This window comes from Stenotrophomonas sp. Ker107b, assembly GCF_053847245.1.
Map to the genome: position 1 here is coordinate 2,061,395 of NZ_JBSPHX010000001.1, position 15,424 is coordinate 2,076,818.

8 protein-coding genes are annotated in these 15,424 nt (G+C 64.1%); 4 read left to right on the forward strand and 4 right to left on the reverse strand.

The genetic code is table 11. The features are described from left to right. Positions 1 to 289: 289 nt before the first annotated feature. The 4 genes from ACWV8V_RS09385 to ACWV8V_RS09400 all read left to right on the forward strand — a co-directional run bounded on the left by ACWV8V_RS09385 (position 290) and on the right by ACWV8V_RS09400 (position 9,778). Positions 290 to 3,232: a TonB-dependent receptor plug domain-containing protein gene (locus ACWV8V_RS09385; protein WP_259259612.1), complete on the forward strand. Its 2,943-nt coding sequence runs from the start codon at positions 290 to 292 to the stop codon at positions 3,230 to 3,232. 78 nt (positions 3,233 to 3,310) lie between these two features. Then, positions 3,311 to 5,353 carry an alpha/beta hydrolase family protein gene (locus ACWV8V_RS09390; RefSeq protein WP_259259611.1) on the forward strand — a complete coding sequence of 681 codons (2,043 nt, stop codon included), beginning with the start codon at positions 3,311 to 3,313 and terminating at the stop codon, positions 5,351 to 5,353. A gap of 159 nt (positions 5,354 to 5,512) precedes the next feature. Next, positions 5,513 to 7,621, forward strand: a complete 2,109-nt coding sequence (locus ACWV8V_RS09395) for a M13 family metallopeptidase (protein ID WP_455899631.1) — start codon at positions 5,513 to 5,515, stop codon at positions 7,619 to 7,621. Positions 7,622 to 7,765: 144 nt separating this feature from the next. Further along, complete coding sequence (locus ACWV8V_RS09400) at positions 7,766 to 9,778, forward strand: M13 family metallopeptidase (RefSeq protein ID WP_455899525.1); 2,013 nt, start codon at positions 7,766 to 7,768, stop codon at positions 9,776 to 9,778. A gap of 146 nt (positions 9,779 to 9,924) precedes the next feature. Here the strand turns inward: ACWV8V_RS09400 and ACWV8V_RS09405 are convergent, their stop codons facing one another. From ACWV8V_RS09405 to ACWV8V_RS09420, 4 genes are all read right to left on the reverse strand, one after another. Continuing rightward, positions 9,925 to 12,966 carry a TonB-dependent receptor gene (locus ACWV8V_RS09405; protein WP_455899526.1) on the reverse strand — a complete coding sequence of 1,014 codons (3,042 nt, stop codon included), beginning with the start codon at positions 12,964 to 12,966 and terminating at the stop codon, positions 9,925 to 9,927. Between the two features lie 380 nt (positions 12,967 to 13,346). Then, positions 13,347 to 14,021, reverse strand: a complete 675-nt coding sequence (locus ACWV8V_RS09410; RefSeq protein WP_455899527.1) for a rhomboid family intramembrane serine protease — start codon at positions 14,019 to 14,021, stop codon at positions 13,347 to 13,349. Between the two features lie 89 nt (positions 14,022 to 14,110). Continuing rightward, positions 14,111 to 14,563 carry an MGMT family protein gene (locus ACWV8V_RS09415; protein ID WP_455899528.1) on the reverse strand — a complete coding sequence of 151 codons (453 nt, stop codon included), beginning with the start codon at positions 14,561 to 14,563 and terminating at the stop codon, positions 14,111 to 14,113. Beyond that, entirely contained in the window at positions 14,470 to 15,390 is a 921-nt protein-coding gene (locus tag ACWV8V_RS09420; protein WP_455899529.1) for a DMT family transporter, read from the reverse strand. The genes ACWV8V_RS09415 and ACWV8V_RS09420 overlap by 94 nt, the downstream gene beginning before the upstream one ends. Between the last annotated feature and the right edge of the window lie 34 nt (positions 15,391 to 15,424).

Sequence of the window (15,424 nt, forward strand, 5' to 3'; positions counted from 1 at the left end):
CGCCAGGCAACAGTTTCGAATGAAACCACTTCTAATTCTTTTTCATTCAACCAGTTGCGGAATTTTTTCGGCGCACGCAGGCCCCTTTGCCTATCGTGTCTTTATGACCTCTTGATGAACAGTTGACAGGCTTCGTTAATTCCATGTTAACGTTGGGTCATCAGCTCGTGAAGCTGGTGAGCAGGGCGGCATTTCATCGCCGAGACCTGTTCCAAGGGCACACGGAGACGCCTGATAGAGCATGTCGCCGGTGTTTTAACGAAACGTTCGTTCCAAGGGGATCTACATGATGAATCGTAAGTCGCTCAGCCGTCATCCGCTGAGCTTCGCATTGGCAACCGCGCTGGTGCTGGGTGTTTCCGCTCCTGCCTTCGCGCAGGACACCGCTGGCTCGACCCAGGCGGCCCCGCAGGCCGAGAAGGCCACGAACCTGGATACGGTCACCGTTACCGGCTCCCGTATCGGCCGCGACGTGTTCAATTCCGTCTCGCCGGTGCAGGTCATCACGCGTGAAGAGACCACCCTGGCGGGCTTCCAGTCCACCGCAGGCGTCCTGCAGAGCACCGCGATCACCGCTGGCTCGGCCCAGATCAACAACGCGTACGGCGGCTATGTCACCAACGGCGGACCGGGCGCCAACACCGTCGGTCTCCGCGGCCTCGGCCCGACCCGCACCCTGATCCTGCTGAACGGCCGCCGCGTCTCGCCGGCTGGCTCGCGCGGCTCGGTCGGTGCCACCGATCTGAACGTGCTGCCCAATTCCATCGTCGACCGCGTCGAAGTCCTGAAGGACGGCGCATCCTCGGTCTATGGTTCCGACGCTGTCGCCGGCGTCATCAACATCATCACCAAGAAGAAAATTGATGGTGTCACCTTCGAAGCGCGCCAGACGGCGACCGATGGTGGTGGTGGCGAACAGCGCAGCTATGCGATCGTCGCAGGCAAGACCGGCGCAACCGGCCACATCTCTGGTTCGTACGAGTACTACAACCGCGATGGTCTGTCTCTCAACGACCGCGACTGGACCCGTTGCAACACCGACTACCGTCGTCCGGCCACCGGTGGCGCTTGGGGCAGCTCGGACACCATCGATCCGCTGACCGGCCAGCCGAAGTGCTATCCGATCACCGGCACCGGCTCCAACGGCGTCACCATCAACACCATCGGCACCCAGAGCCTGACCGGCGTCGCTGCGGCAGGCGCACGCGGCACCAGCTTCAACCGCTGGCGTCCGAACTCGGCCGTCACCACCGGCCTGGTCGGTTTTGAAGGCGTGGGTGGTGGTCAGACCACCAACAGCAATATCCGCGACACCTTCGACCCGCGCACGCTGAACCGCTCGCTGATTTCCGGCGCCGAAACCCACACCGGTTACCTGCAGGGTGGTTTGGACCTGGGCGTGCTGGGCGATGCCGAGGCGTACTTCGAACTGCTGGGCAGCCGTCGTGAATCCGAGCAGACCGGTTACCGCCAGCTGTCCCTGGACTACCTGCGCGGCAGCCCGCTGATTCCGGCCAACCTGGCCTCGTCGAACTTCGGCGGCGGCGTCGGCGTGCGTGCCTTCATCGGCTACGGCAACGACAAGAGCTCGCAGAAGGTCGACTTCTTCAAGGGCACTGCCGGCCTGCGTGGCCACGTGAGCTCGACCTGGGACTACGATTTCTCGTTGAGCCATGCGCGTTCCGACGCGGATTACACGATGGAATCGTTCCTGACCGACCGCCTCAACAAGAGCCTGAACGTTGTCGCTGACGGCGCCGGTGGTTTCCGCTGCGTGGATACGTCTGATGGCTGCGTCGCGGCTCCCAGGCTGACCAGCGCCGTAATCGGCGGCCAGCTGCCGCGCGCCTGGACCGACTACGTGTTCGTGCCGGTCACCGGCAATACGCTGTACACCGAAACCACCGCCAACATCTCCTTCAGCGGCCCGCTGTTCTCGCTGCCGCACGGTGATGTCCGCGGTGCGGTCGGTGCCGAATGGCGCCGTGCCAAGATCGATGACACCCCGTCGATCCACTCGATCAACAACAATCTGTACAACCTGACCTCCTCGACCCCGACCCGTGGTACGGACACGGTGAAGGAAGTGTTCGGCGAACTGGAGTTCCCGATCCTGTCGGGCGTGACCGCCGCCGAAGAGCTGACCTTCAACGTCTCCGGTCGCTGGACCGACTACGATTCGTACGGTTCGGATCAGACCTACAAGCTGGGCGGCCTGTGGACCCCCGTGTCGTGGGTGTCGTTCCGCGCGTCCTACGGCACCTCGTACCGCGCCCCGGCGCTGTTCGAACAGTTCCTGGGTGCCACCAGCGGCTTCCTGAGCAACCAGATCGACCCCTGCAACAACTGGGGCAACGATCCGGGCACCCCGAAAGCGCGTAACTGTGCCTCGGAAGGCCTGGCGCCGGACTTCCAGTCCACCCAGTCGGTCTCGGTCATCCAGGCCGGTGGTGCGGAAAGCGGCCTGAAGGCTGAAACCTCGAAGAACTTCACCGCAGGCATCGTGCTGCAGCCGGAGTTCAGCTCGGCAGTCGGCGACATCTCGCTGGCCGTGGATTACTTCAACATCGAGGTCAGCAACGGTGTGTCGCGTGCTGGCGGCGCCAACATCCTGGACCTGTGCTACAACAGCCCGGACTTCCGTGCCGGCGGCGGCTTCTGCCGTCTGGTGGACGCGCGCAACCCGCTGAACGGCGCTCTCACCGTGCGTGACAGCTACGTCAATCTGGCCACCGACAAGGTGCGTGGTCTGGACTTCACGCTGCGCTACACCCGTGACCTCGGCCCGGGCAGCCTGCGTGCAACCGCGCAGGTCACCCGCTTCCTCGAGCAGTCCAACAAGCTGTTCCAGGACGATGAGCTGATCGACTACAACGGCATGCTGAACACGCCGGACATGTCGGGTACGCTGGACGTCGTCTACTCCTGGAACAAGTGGAAGTTCCGCTACGGCATGGAGTGGGTGAACGCCATGCAGAGCTATGACTACTACGAGCTGGACGCGGCAACCTCGGTCTACAAGTTCGACGTGCCGAGCTACTTCCTGCACTCGCTGTCGACCGAATACAAGGGTGACACGTGGTCGGTAACCGCTGGCGTGCGCAACCTGCGTAACGAAGAGCCGCCGATGATCTCCTCCGGTGCCTACAACCGGGTCGGCAACGCTCCGCTGTACAGTGGCTACGACTATGTCGGCCGCACCTACTTCGTGAACCTCACCAAGAGCTTCTGATAGTAGGACTGGACCGCCGCCCGGCTTCGGGCGGCGGTTTTTTTTTGCCATTCCGATCCCCCAGGAAGGAGTAGTTTGATGAGCTTCAAGTCCCTGACCCTTGCCGCACTGGCGATGGCGATGGCCTCCTCGCTGCCCGCGCACGCGAAGCCCGCCGTCCCCAGCATCGAACAATTGGCGGCGTTCCCTGATATCGCCAGTCTGTCCCTGTCTCCGGACGGCAAGCAGATCGCCGGCCTTCAGGCGCGTGGCGAAGAGCGCGTAATCCTGGTGTGGAAGACCGATGCGCTGGACGCTGCACCCACCGTGATCGGCTCGGGTCGCATGAAGTTCCAGAGTGTGAGCTTCATCAAGAACGGCCTGCTGGCCGTGACCCTGTGGCAGCCGTTCGACCTGCGCACGGATCGACTCAACAAAACATTCATCAGCAAGTTCTTCATCACCGACACAGAGGGCAAGGAGTGGAAAGAACCGATCAGCCCCCCTCGCGCCACCAGCCGCAATGAAGAACTCGAACAAGCGCTGTCAAATTCCACGGTGCTGGACACGCTGCCCAACGACCCGGATCACATCCTGGTGGTCAACGGTTCGGGCAGCAATTCCGGTGACGTCTACAAGGTCAACCTTCGCAACTTCACTTCCCAACGTATCCAGAAGACCGAGGAGCGCGTGGCCGGTTATGTCACCGACCTCAACAGCGAACTGCGCGCACGTCTTCGCCAGGACCTGGACGGCGTCGGTGCCTACATCGCCACCGAGTTCCGCAATCCGGCCAGCAACACGTGGGAGGAGCACTTCCGCTCGCACGTGAAGGACCGCGACATCACCCAGGTGGTGGGTTTTGCCGACGACCCCAACATCGCCTTCATCCAGAGCAATGTGGGCCGCGACAAGACGGTCATCTATGAGTACGACATCACCGCGCGCAAGCAGAAGGAAGTGCTGTTCGAACATAAGTTCTTCAATGCGGGCAGTGTGGTCCTGAACCGCTACAAGAATGTCGAGGGTGTGCCGTTTGGTGCCCTGCTCGGCGTGGGTTACAACGGTCCGCGCGCCAATGAAATCCAGTGGACCGACCCGACCTTCCAGGCGCTGGAGCAAGGGTTGCGCCAAGCACTGAAGATCAGCTCCAGCGATGTCACGCTGGTGGACCCGGCGACCGGACAACGCGCGACGACGCAACTGGACGCAGACAAGTCGATCCGCCTGCTGGACTACAGTGCCAACCTCAAGACGTTTCTGGTGGCCGTTTCCGGACCCTCCGATCCGCCTGTCTACTACCTGTTCCATAACGGTCAGCTGACCTTGCTCGCCAAGTCGTATCCGAAGATCGATCCGGCCGCGCTTGGCAGCACCCGCCTCGTCTATTACAAGGCTCGCGATGGCCTGGACATCCCGGCCTTCCTGACGACGCCCAGCGTGGAGCTGTGCGGTGCCGGCCCATGGAAGACGGTGGTGCACCCACATGGCGGTCCGTGGGCACGTGACGGCATGGACTTCGATGGCTCGATGTGGGTTCCATTGATGGCGTCGCGCTGCATGGCCGTTCTCCGCCCGCAGTTCCGCGGCTCAGCCGACTGGAGCCGCAAGCTGTGGATGGCTGGCGATGCCGAATGGGGCCAGAAGATGCAGGACGACAAGGATGATGGCGCCAAGTGGATGATCGAACAGAAGATCGCCCAGCCCGGCCACATCGCCATGTTCGGCTTCTCTTATGGCGGCTACTCCGCGTTTGCCGCTTCGGTGCGTCCCAACGGGCTGTACAAGTGCGCCATCGCGGGTGCCGGTGTGTCGGACATCAAGAAGATCTGGTCGCGGTTCTACACCAATCCGTTCTTCCGCCAGGCCCAGGCCCCCACAGTGGACGGCCTCAATCCGCTGGACAAGGCCAGCGAAATGAAGATCCCGCTGATGGTCTACCACGGGGATCGCGATCGGACCGTGCCGATCGAACAGTCCGAGTGGTTCGTCGCCAAGGCCAAGAACTCCGGCCAGCCAGTGGAGTACCACGCCATTGCCGATTACGCCCACGGCCCGGCCTGGACCCGCAAGATCATGGCCGACCAGCTCACCGTGATCGACGATTATCTCGCCAAGGGCTGCGGCGGCGGCGGGCTTTAAGGCGTTCAGCCCGGTCGCCAGGGTTGACCGGATCAGGCCTCTTGCCATCGGCCATGACCTTCGACACCCTTGCAGGCCGGGCCAGCGGCGTATCGTCTGGCCCACAGGCCCTTCCGGGCCATTCCTGCATGACTTTCCGGCCTGGAGGCCAATCACGTGATCGCTCGTACACCCAAACTGGTACTGCTGACCCTGGCCGTTTCGGCCGCGCTGGTCGGCTGCGGCAAGAACGAAACCCCGGCCACGGACAGCGCAGCCTCCACCGCCGCGCCGGCGGCGCCGGCCGCCACCGAGTACAAGCTCGACGAGAGCAAGCTGCCGGCCTACAACGCCTTCCACCCGTCCGATCTGGACACCAGCATGGACGCCTGCGGTGCGTTCGGCGACTACGTCAACAGCAAGTGGCTGGCCGCCAATGAAATCCCGGCCGACCGCACCAGCTGGGGCGCCTTCACCATCCTGGACGAGCGCTCGGTCGCCGTGCAGCACCAGCTCGCCGAGCAGGTCGCGGCGGTCAAGAACCCGGTCGGCATCGAAAAGATCGTCGGCGACTTCTGGGCCACCGGCATGGACGAGGCCAAGATCAATGCCCAGGGCATCGAGCCGATCAAGGCCGACCTGACTGCCATCGACGGCCTGCAGGACAAGGACGCGATCGCCAACTACCTGCGCACCAGCGCGGCCAAGGGCGAGAACGTGCTGTTCGGCTTCGGTCCGGAAGCGGACTTCAAGAATTCCAGCATGAACCTGGCCTACGCCAGCCAAGGCGGCCTCGGCCTGCCCGACACCACCTATTACACCGACGCCAAGAACGCCGACAAGCTCAAGGCCTACCAGGCCCACGTGGCCAAGGTGCTGGAACTGGCCGGCGTGGCCACGGCCGATGCTGAAAAGCAGGCCGCCGATGTGGTCAAGTTCGAAACCCGCCTGGCCAAGGCCTCCAAGTCCAGCGTCGAGCTCTCGCGCGATGTCTCGCTGTTCTACAACCCGGTCACCGTGGCCGATGCGGACAAGCTGACCCCGAACTTCAGCTGGACCGAATTCTTCAAGGCCCAGGGCATCGCCGCCCCGGAGAAGTTCTCGCTGGCCATGCCGAGCTTCCACCAGGAAGTGAGCAAGGCACTGGGCGACACCGATCCGTCGGTGTGGCGTGCCTACCTGCGCTTCCACACCGTGGACGGCGCCTCGCCGTACCTGGCTGATGCCTTCGTCAACGAGAACTACAACTTCTACGGCAAGACCCTGAACGGTCAGAAGGAGCAGAAGCCGCGCTGGAAGCGCGTGCTGGGCACCATCGAAAACGATGCCGGCGATGCGTTCGGCCAGCTGTACGTCAAGGTCGCTTTCTCGCCGGAAGCCAAGGCCAAGATGGAAGAACTGGTCAAGAACCTGGCCGCCTCGCTCAAGGAGCGCATCCAGGGCCTGACCTGGATGAGCGACGAGACCAAGGCCAAGGCGATCGCCAAGTGGGAAACCTTCACCCCGAAGATCGGCTACCCGGACAAGTGGCGTGACTGGAGCGGCCTGACCACCGGTCGCGACAGCTACCTGGGCAACGTGCGCGCGGCGAATGAATTCAATTACAAGTTCGCGCTGTCCAAGATCGGCCAGCCGGTGGACAAGACCGAGTGGGGCATGACCCCGCAGACGGTCAATGCCTACTACAACCCGCTGCAGAACGAGATCGTGTTCCCGGCCGCCATCCTGCAGCCGCCGTTCTTCGACCCCAAGGCCGATGATGCGCTGAACTACGGCGGCATCGGTGCGGTGATCGGCCATGAAATGACCCACGGTTACGACGACCAGGGCAGCCGCTTCGGGCCGACCGGCAACTTCGAGAACTGGTGGACCGAGGCGGACACCAAGAACTTCAGCGGCCTGACCGGCAAGCTGATCAAGCAGTTCGACGGTTACAAGGTGGACGGCCAGCCGGTCAACGGCAAGCTGACCCTGGGCGAGAACATCGCCGACCTGGGTGGCCTGGCCACCGCCTACGACGCCCTGCAGAAGGCCTCGGCCGGCAAGGAAGACCCGAAGGTCGACGGCTTCACCCGCGACCAGCGCTTCTTCTTCAACTGGGCCACCGTGTGGCGCACCAAGTACACCCCGGAGAACATGAAGGTCCGTCTGGCGACCGACCCGCATGCCCCGGCGCAGTTCCGTGCGATGGGTGCCCCGTCGAACCTGCCGACCTTTGCCGCTGCGTTCCAGTGCAAAGCCGGTTCGCCGATGGTGCGCGCCGGCGACCAGCAGGTCGTGATCTGGTAAGCCATCGCGCCCACGCGTGAGGTGATGCATGCAAAGGCCCGGGATCTCCCGGGCCTTTGCTTTTGGGGCGCATGCTGCCCATCACGCTCGTTTCGCTTTGCTTGGTACACTCGCGCGATCCCAATTCCGCTGGATTCGCTTTACATGTCCAACCTCCGTCCGCTTGCCATCGCCCTGGGCATCAGCCTGCTCACCCTGGTCGCTGCTCCCGATGCGCACGCCGCGCCGAAGAAGAAGGCCGCCGCCCGCGCGCCGGCGGTCAGCGCCCAGTGCAGCGACTTCTACGAAGCCACCAACGCCACCTGGTTGAAGGCCAACCCGGTGCCGCAGACCGGCGCCACCACCGCGCTGGGCCAGCTGGCCGACCGCACCCGCCAGCAGCAGCGCGCGCTGCTGGATGGCGCGATGACCGCGCCGCAGGGCAACGTGCAGAAGCTGCTGGGCGACTTCTGGGCCAGTGGCCTGGACGAGGCCGCGGTGGAAGCCGACGGGTCCAATCCGATCGCCCCCCTGCTGACCCGCATCAATGCGATCAAGAAGGCCAAGGATGTGCCGGCGTCGATCGCCGCGCTGCACCAGGTCGGCATCCCGGTGGCCTTCAACTTCGCCCCGGACGTGGACCTGAAGGCGCTGGACCGCCACATCGGCTACTTCATGCAGGGCGGCATGGGCCTGCCGGACCCGGCGTTCTATACCCGGACCGATGCCGACACCGTCGCGCTGATGGGTCGCTACCGCAACTACGTCAAGCAGGTGCTGGCACTGACCGGCACTCCGGCCGACAAGCTCGATGCGGAGTCGCAGTCGGTGATCGCCCTGGAAACCGAACTGGCGCGCAACGCGCAGTCGCTGGCCGGGATCAACAACCCGTTCAACAACTACGCGCCGATCTCCACGAAGGAGCTCAACAGCCGCTACCGCAACCTGCAGCTGGAGGCCTTCCTGAAGGCACAGGGCGTCAATGACGACCTGGTCTCGCTGTCCGATCCGGCGCTGTTCAAGCAGCTCGACGGCATGGTCACCCGGCTCAAGCCGGAGCAGTGGAAGGTCTACCTGCGCTGGCGCGTGGGTGATGCGATGGCCCCTTACCTGTCCAAGGCCTACCGCGATGCCGAGTTCGAATTCCGCGGCCGTGTGATCCGTGGCCAGACCCTGCCGCCGGCGCGCTGGGAGCAGGTGCTGGATGCGATCAACGTCGCTGCCGGCCCGATGGTCGGCCGTGAGTACGCGGCCAAGCATCTGTCCGCCGACGACCGTCGCAAGGCGGCGCTGGTGGTGGACAAGATCCGCGAAGTGCAGATCGATGCGGTCAAGCGCAGCACCTGGATGAGCGATGAAGCCAAGACCGAAGCGCAGGCCAAGCTGGCCGCGCTGAAGATCGAGATCGGCACCCCGTTGCGCGATCTGGACTACACCGTGCAGCCGATGGGCCGTGGCAGCTTCGGCGGCAACATGCTGATCGCCTCGACCTGGCGCCACCGCGAAGAAATGAAACGCATCGGCAAGGGCAACGCCGACCGTCGTTGGGACGTGCTGCCGCAGCAGCCGGCACTGGCCTATGACATCGCACAGAACCGCCTGATCGTCACCGCCGCCGTGCTGCAGAGCCCGGTGTTCAACGCCAAGGGCGATACCGCCGAGCTGTTTGGCAGCTACGGTGCGCTGGTCGCCCATGAGCTGACCCGTGCAATCGATGCCAAGGGCGCGCTGGTCGATGCCAAGGGCGAACTGCGCAGCTGGTGGACCCCGGCCGACAAGACCGCCTGGACTCTGTTCGGCAACCGCGTGGCCGCGCAGTACAGCGGCTACGACTACCCGGGCGTGAAGGGTGCCAAGGTCAACGGTGAACTCACCCGCGAAGAGAACCTGGCCGACCTGGCCGGTCTGGAACTGGCGTGGGAGGCTTACAAGGCGGTCGAACCGGCCGCCAAGCCGGCTGCCCAGCAGGGCTTCTTCCGTGGCTGGGCGAGCCTGTGGCCGCAGCAGCTCTCGCCGAATGTCGCCGCCCAGCGCCTGAGCTCGGACATCCTGGCCCCGGGCCGCTGGCGCACCAACGGCCCGCTGTCCAACCTGCCGTCCTTCGGTGCCACCTTCACCTGCAAGCCCGGCCAGCCGATGCAGCGCGTGGACAACGACCAGATCAAGGTCTGGCGCTGAGTCCGGACCTGTACTGAGCTGAAGCGTTTGACCAGAAAGGCGCCCTCCGGGGCGCCTTTTCTGTGTCCAAGCACCGCGTGATCAGGCAAAAAAGACCCCGGCAAGCGCCGGGGTCGAAGACAAGCCTTGGAGAGTAACGCGGTACGTTAGAAGTCGTAGGACGCCGTCAGCCGAACCGAACGCGGCGCGGTGAAGTAGGTCCCGATGCCATAGAGGTTGGAGACCGTGTCGGGGCCTTCCTGGTAGGTCACGTCGGATTGCAGCTGGCGGCGCTGATTCAGCACGTTGAAGACATCCAGCGCGAAACCAAGGCGTTGCTCGGCAAATGCCGGGCGATACATCACGCCCAGATCCACGCGCGTCGTCCACGGTTGGCGGCCGGCATCACCCGGACGCGAGGGACTGCCATTGCAGTAGTGGTAGGACGAACCGTAGTTGATCGGGTCACCCTGGTCAGCGCCGTAGTACCCCAGGCAGCTCTTCGGCGCACCGGACATCACGCGCAGCGTCGCCGAAGCCGTCCACTCCGGCGTGAACTGGTAGGCACCGTAGCCCTTCAACTGGTGACGACGGTCGTTGGCCAGATAGCCGCCGGCGTATTCCATCAGGTACGAGGAGTCCCAGTCCTGCGTCTTGGCGACGTCGTCCTGCCCGATATCCGACTTGACCGGCCCCTCGGTGTTGCCAAAACTGCGCGACCAGGTGTAGTCGAGACGGCCATACCAGTTGTTGCTCATCGGGTGTTCGACGAACAGATCGACGGCCACGTAATCCCGCTTGGCCTTGTTGCTGCCCAGCCCCCAGTCCGACGCGCTCATGCTCACCGGCACGTAGCCGGAGCCGTCGGTTTTCTTGACCAGGAAGGTGTTGGTCTTGCCCGGGTTGAAGATCACGCAGCCGGGCACCTCCAGATTGCTGGAATCCACCCCCATGGCATCCAGCTTGTCATTGATGCGGTTCGAATCGCAGGTATCGTCGATCGCGGTCTGCAGGCGACGGTAGGTGACCTTCGCACCACTGTTCCACGACGCGCCAAGGGTCTTCTCGAAGCCGAGGATCAACTCGTCCTGGTACTGCGATTTCAGATCGCTCGGCGCCACGCTGCGCGGGTCCGGCGTCTGTCCATACTCGTTGTTGGCCGAGACCGGGCCCGGCCCCAGTGCGCCCAGCCCGGTGGGATTGCCATCCGCGTCGATTCCCGTGTACGTGAAGTACTCGCGGGTGTAGGTCGACGCCGAGGCGCCGCGGACGGCAACGCTGTTGGGCAGCGCCAGGTAATAGCGGCCCAGGTTGGCAAACACCTTCAGCGATGAATCACCGAACACGTCCCATGCCGCGCCCAGGCGGGGTGCCCACTGGTCGCCGCTTTCGACATACGCCACGGCCGCGCTGTTGTAGTTGGTGAACTTGTCATTGCGCACGCCAAGGGTCAGCAGCCAGTTCGGCGTCACCTGCCAGCGGTCTTCGAGGTAGTACGCCTTCTGCTTCAGCGACATGCTGGTCGTGGTGGAGTAGATGTACTTCTGCACAAAGTAACCCTCGCCACCGGGCGGGGTGATATCGAAGCCAGGCGCCGGTGACGAACCCGGGGCGATGCGCGAGTAGATCCAGGCGTAGCCGGGGCCGGTCATCGCCTCACCTTCGTTGTTCCCCTGGAAGGTCATGTTGTCGATACCACCGGTGATCTCGTGATCGCCGATGCGGTACTGCAGATCCACGCGCAGCCCACGCGAAATGCTGCCCGCGTTGTCGGCCTTGTCATTGATCGCCGGCTGATCGTTGCGGATCGGCGTACCACCGGTGATCGACGGATCCTGGCTGTTGGCGCCGCTGATGAACGGGTTGCCCGAGCTCAGCGGATTGGAGTCCAGGTTGTCCTGCTTGCTGCGCCCCCACAATGCGCTGAGCGTCAGGTCGTCGGTGAGGTAGCTGGTGAACTTGAAGATGTCGTAGGTATCTTTCAGCTTCGTCGTATTGGCAAACGTACCCGTGCGCTCGCCCTCGCTGCGGGTCTCGTAATCGTAGTCCCGGTAATAGGCGTCGTAACGGTCCGTGTTCTGGAGACGCGTGTATTCCAGCGTGTTGCTGTCATTGATGTTCCAGTCGATCTTGCCGTAGAACTTCGGCGTATCGATGGTGTAATGGCTGCGCGACTGCTGCGCCGACTCGATGGATGCGGTGGACACGCCGTCGGACTTATCCTGCTCGGCCGCCAGGTGAATGAAGAGCCGGTCTTCGATGAGCGGGCCACTGACATAGCCGCTGTAGGTGGTACGGGTCGCCTTGTCGCCACGGCGCGAGCGGTACAGCGTCCCGGGCAGCGAGGCATCCTGGAACTCATACCCTTCCTGCAGCGCGCGATCCGGATACAGAATGTCGCGGGGCGATTCCGCCAGCGAATCCGGCTGCCAGGTGGTCTGGACGCCGAAATGCCATTCGTTGGTGCCGCGCTTGCCGAGCTGGTTGATCACACCGCCGGTGGAGCGGCCGTAGCTTGCGCCATAGCCGCCGGTGAACGTCTCCTGCTGATCGATCGAACCGTAGGGCAGACTGACGCCCCCCAGGTTGTTCAGCGGGTTGGTCGCGTTGAAGCCATTGAGGTAATACGCGTTCTCGCTGACGCTGGAGCCGCCGAAGGAAAGTACCGAGCGCGAGCCGTTGGCGAAGGCACCGCTGCCGCCGACCACGCCCGGCGCCAGCAGCGCGATGGCCTCCGCGCTCCGGCCCAGCGGCAGTACATCCAGCTGCTCAGAGGTGATCACCGAACGGGACACCGTGTTGCTCACATCGATCTTGGGCACGTTGGATGCCGTCACATTGACGGTACCGAGGTTGGTGGCCTCGCCGCCGGCGCTGCCACCGCCCCCCCCGAAGGACACTTCGGTACCGGCACCGACGATCAGCTGGACGTTGTCGCGCTTCTCCACGACCTGGCCGTCGCGCTGCAGGGTCACTGTGTAGCGACCCACCGGCAGCGAACCCAAGGTGTAACGGCCGTTGGCATCGACCGTGGCGGAGCGGCGCAGGCCGGTGTCACTCTGCACGACAACCGTGGTGCCCGAGGCGGACGGCACCGTGCCGTAAACGGAGCCGGTGGTGCTCTGCGCGGCGGCGGCACCGATGAAAGAGGTCAGGAGAACGGCCAGTGCCGTGCGCTTCAGCCGGTTGGCCGGGATGCTGCGTGTCATGGAGTGTCCTTGAGTCGGGGTTGCATACAGAGATGTCAACAGCGTTGCGGCTGGATGACGTTTTCCGCAACTGAACCCGATCTTAATTTCACTATTTCGCGAGATGCAATCCAAGCTGAATAAGCTCTCAAGTCATTGAATAAAAAGCCTTTGACTAAATAAACTTAATGTAAACAGGCGATTCCCGACCATAATCCGAGGCATGTTGAGATAATAAGTCTCACTTGTTTATCTCATTATGAGACACCCCTCACACTTTCCATCATTTGATTGCGGATCAGGCCCCCCCGATGATGAGCAGCATCAATGTGCAGGACGGCGCACACGACGATGCCGCCTTACGCCAGTCCGGGCGCAAGGCGCATCGCAACTTCAACGCCTCACTTGATGCTGCGCAGGTGATTGGGTCGCTTCGGCGGACCCGGCGGGCGGCGGTTGTTGAACGGCGGTTGGCCGCGCCAGTAGCGGATCAACAGCCAGCCGAACAGCATGCCGCCCAGATGCGCGAAATGGGCCACGCCCGGCTGCCAGCCGGTGGCGCCCAGCATCAGTTCCATCGCGCCGAACACGATCACGAAGGTACGGGCCTTCATCGGGATCGGCGGGAACAGCAGCATCACCCGCTGGTTCGGGAACAGCATGCCGTAGGCCAGCAGCAGACCGAACACGCCACCCGAAGCACCCAGCACTGTGGCCGGATCGGCCAGCATCATGCCGACCACCAGCTGGCACAGCCCGGCACCGGCGACGCACACCAGGTAATAGATGAGGAAACGTTTTTCGCCCCAGGTCTGCTCCAACGGCGCGCCGAACATGAAGAGCGCGAGCATGTTGAAGAACAGGTGGCCGAAGCTGCCATGCAGGAAGCCATAGGTCAGCAGCTGCCACGGCTGGAAGTTGCCCCCCGGCGAGAACGGATCGAAGCCGCCGCCCAACGGCTGCAGCATGAAGGGCTCGAAGGTGCCGTTGCCGAGCAGGAACGGCTGCTGCAGCAGGAACAGCACGGCGTTGGCGATCAGCAACGCTTTGGTGACGGTAGGCAGTCGCGGAAACATGGGGGCATCCTTTGGAACTGCACCCATCATAGCCGCAGCGCCCGGCCGCCATCTGCGCGGCGGCGCCCGCGTTCAACCGGCAGGCAGCGTCAGTCAGGTCCCCACAGGGCGGCATCCAGATCGTTGGCGCCGGCTACCGGCATGCCCTTCACCCGCCCCCGTTCGATCGCTACGCCCTCGGCGCGCAGCCGCTGGCTCTGTTCCTTCCAGCCAGCGGAGCCTTCGGGCATTGCAATGCGCCCGTCCGAGCGCAGCACGCGGTGCCACGGCAGGTCCGGGTCGTCATTCATGCCCAGCACGCGTGCGGTCAGCCGCGCCCTGCCCGGCAGGCCCGCCTTGGCGGCGACCTGGCCATAGCCCATCACCTGCCCACGCGGAATCGCACGGATCACTGCCAGAATCCGTGCGCGCGCCTGCGCCGCCGGGTCATCGCCCACGGCGGCCGCGTTCACGCGCGCACCCGGCTGACCAGCAGCACGCCGAGCAGGACCAGGGCCGTGCCGAGGATCTGCCACGGCCCCATGGGTTCGTCGAGCAGCCATAGACTCATCACGATGGTGGAGACCGGACCGAGCATACCCACCTGGGCGGCCAGCGACGAGCCGATCCGCTTCACCGCCAGCATGATCGCCATCACCGGCAGCACCGTGCAGACCGTCGCGTTGATCAGCGACAGCCAATACACCGGTGTGGGTGCCTGGCCCAGCGCCGACATCGGGTGCAGCACCGCGAAGTGCAGCACGCACAACACGCAGGCCACGCAGCTGGCATAGGCGGTCAGGCGGATCGCACCGATCCGCGCCACCACCTGGCCACTGCCGAACAGATACAGCGCGTAGCTCAGCGCACTGGCGAACACCAGTGCACTGCCCAGCACGATGCGCCCGCCTTCCAGCTGGAGGTCATGGCCGAAGGCCAGCAGTACGCCGAGATAGCTGAGCACCAATGCCGCCACCTGCCAGCGACCAGGGCGCTTCTTCAGCAGGACCAGGCTGATCAGCAGCACCAGCGTGGGGTTCAAGTACAGGATCAGCCGTTCCAGGGTGACGCTGATGTACTGCAGGCCCTGGAAATCCAGCAGGCTGGACAGGTAATACCCGGTGAAGCCCAGCCACACCACGCGCCCGCGGTCGCCCCAGGACAACGCGGGCGCACGCCGCGCCGACCATACCGCCAGCACCGCGAACAGCGGGAACGCCATCAGCATCCGCAGGGCGAGCAGCGTGGTGGCATCCACCCCATGCCGATAGGCGAGTTTGACGATGACCGCCTTGCCCGAAGCCGCGATCGCGCCGATCGCGGCCAGTGCGATACCGCCGGCGGCGATGCGGCTGGAGGACGTGGGCAGTGAGGACACGGGTGAAGTCATCAGGACGACGGACAGCCGCGCGGGGGCGGCTGGT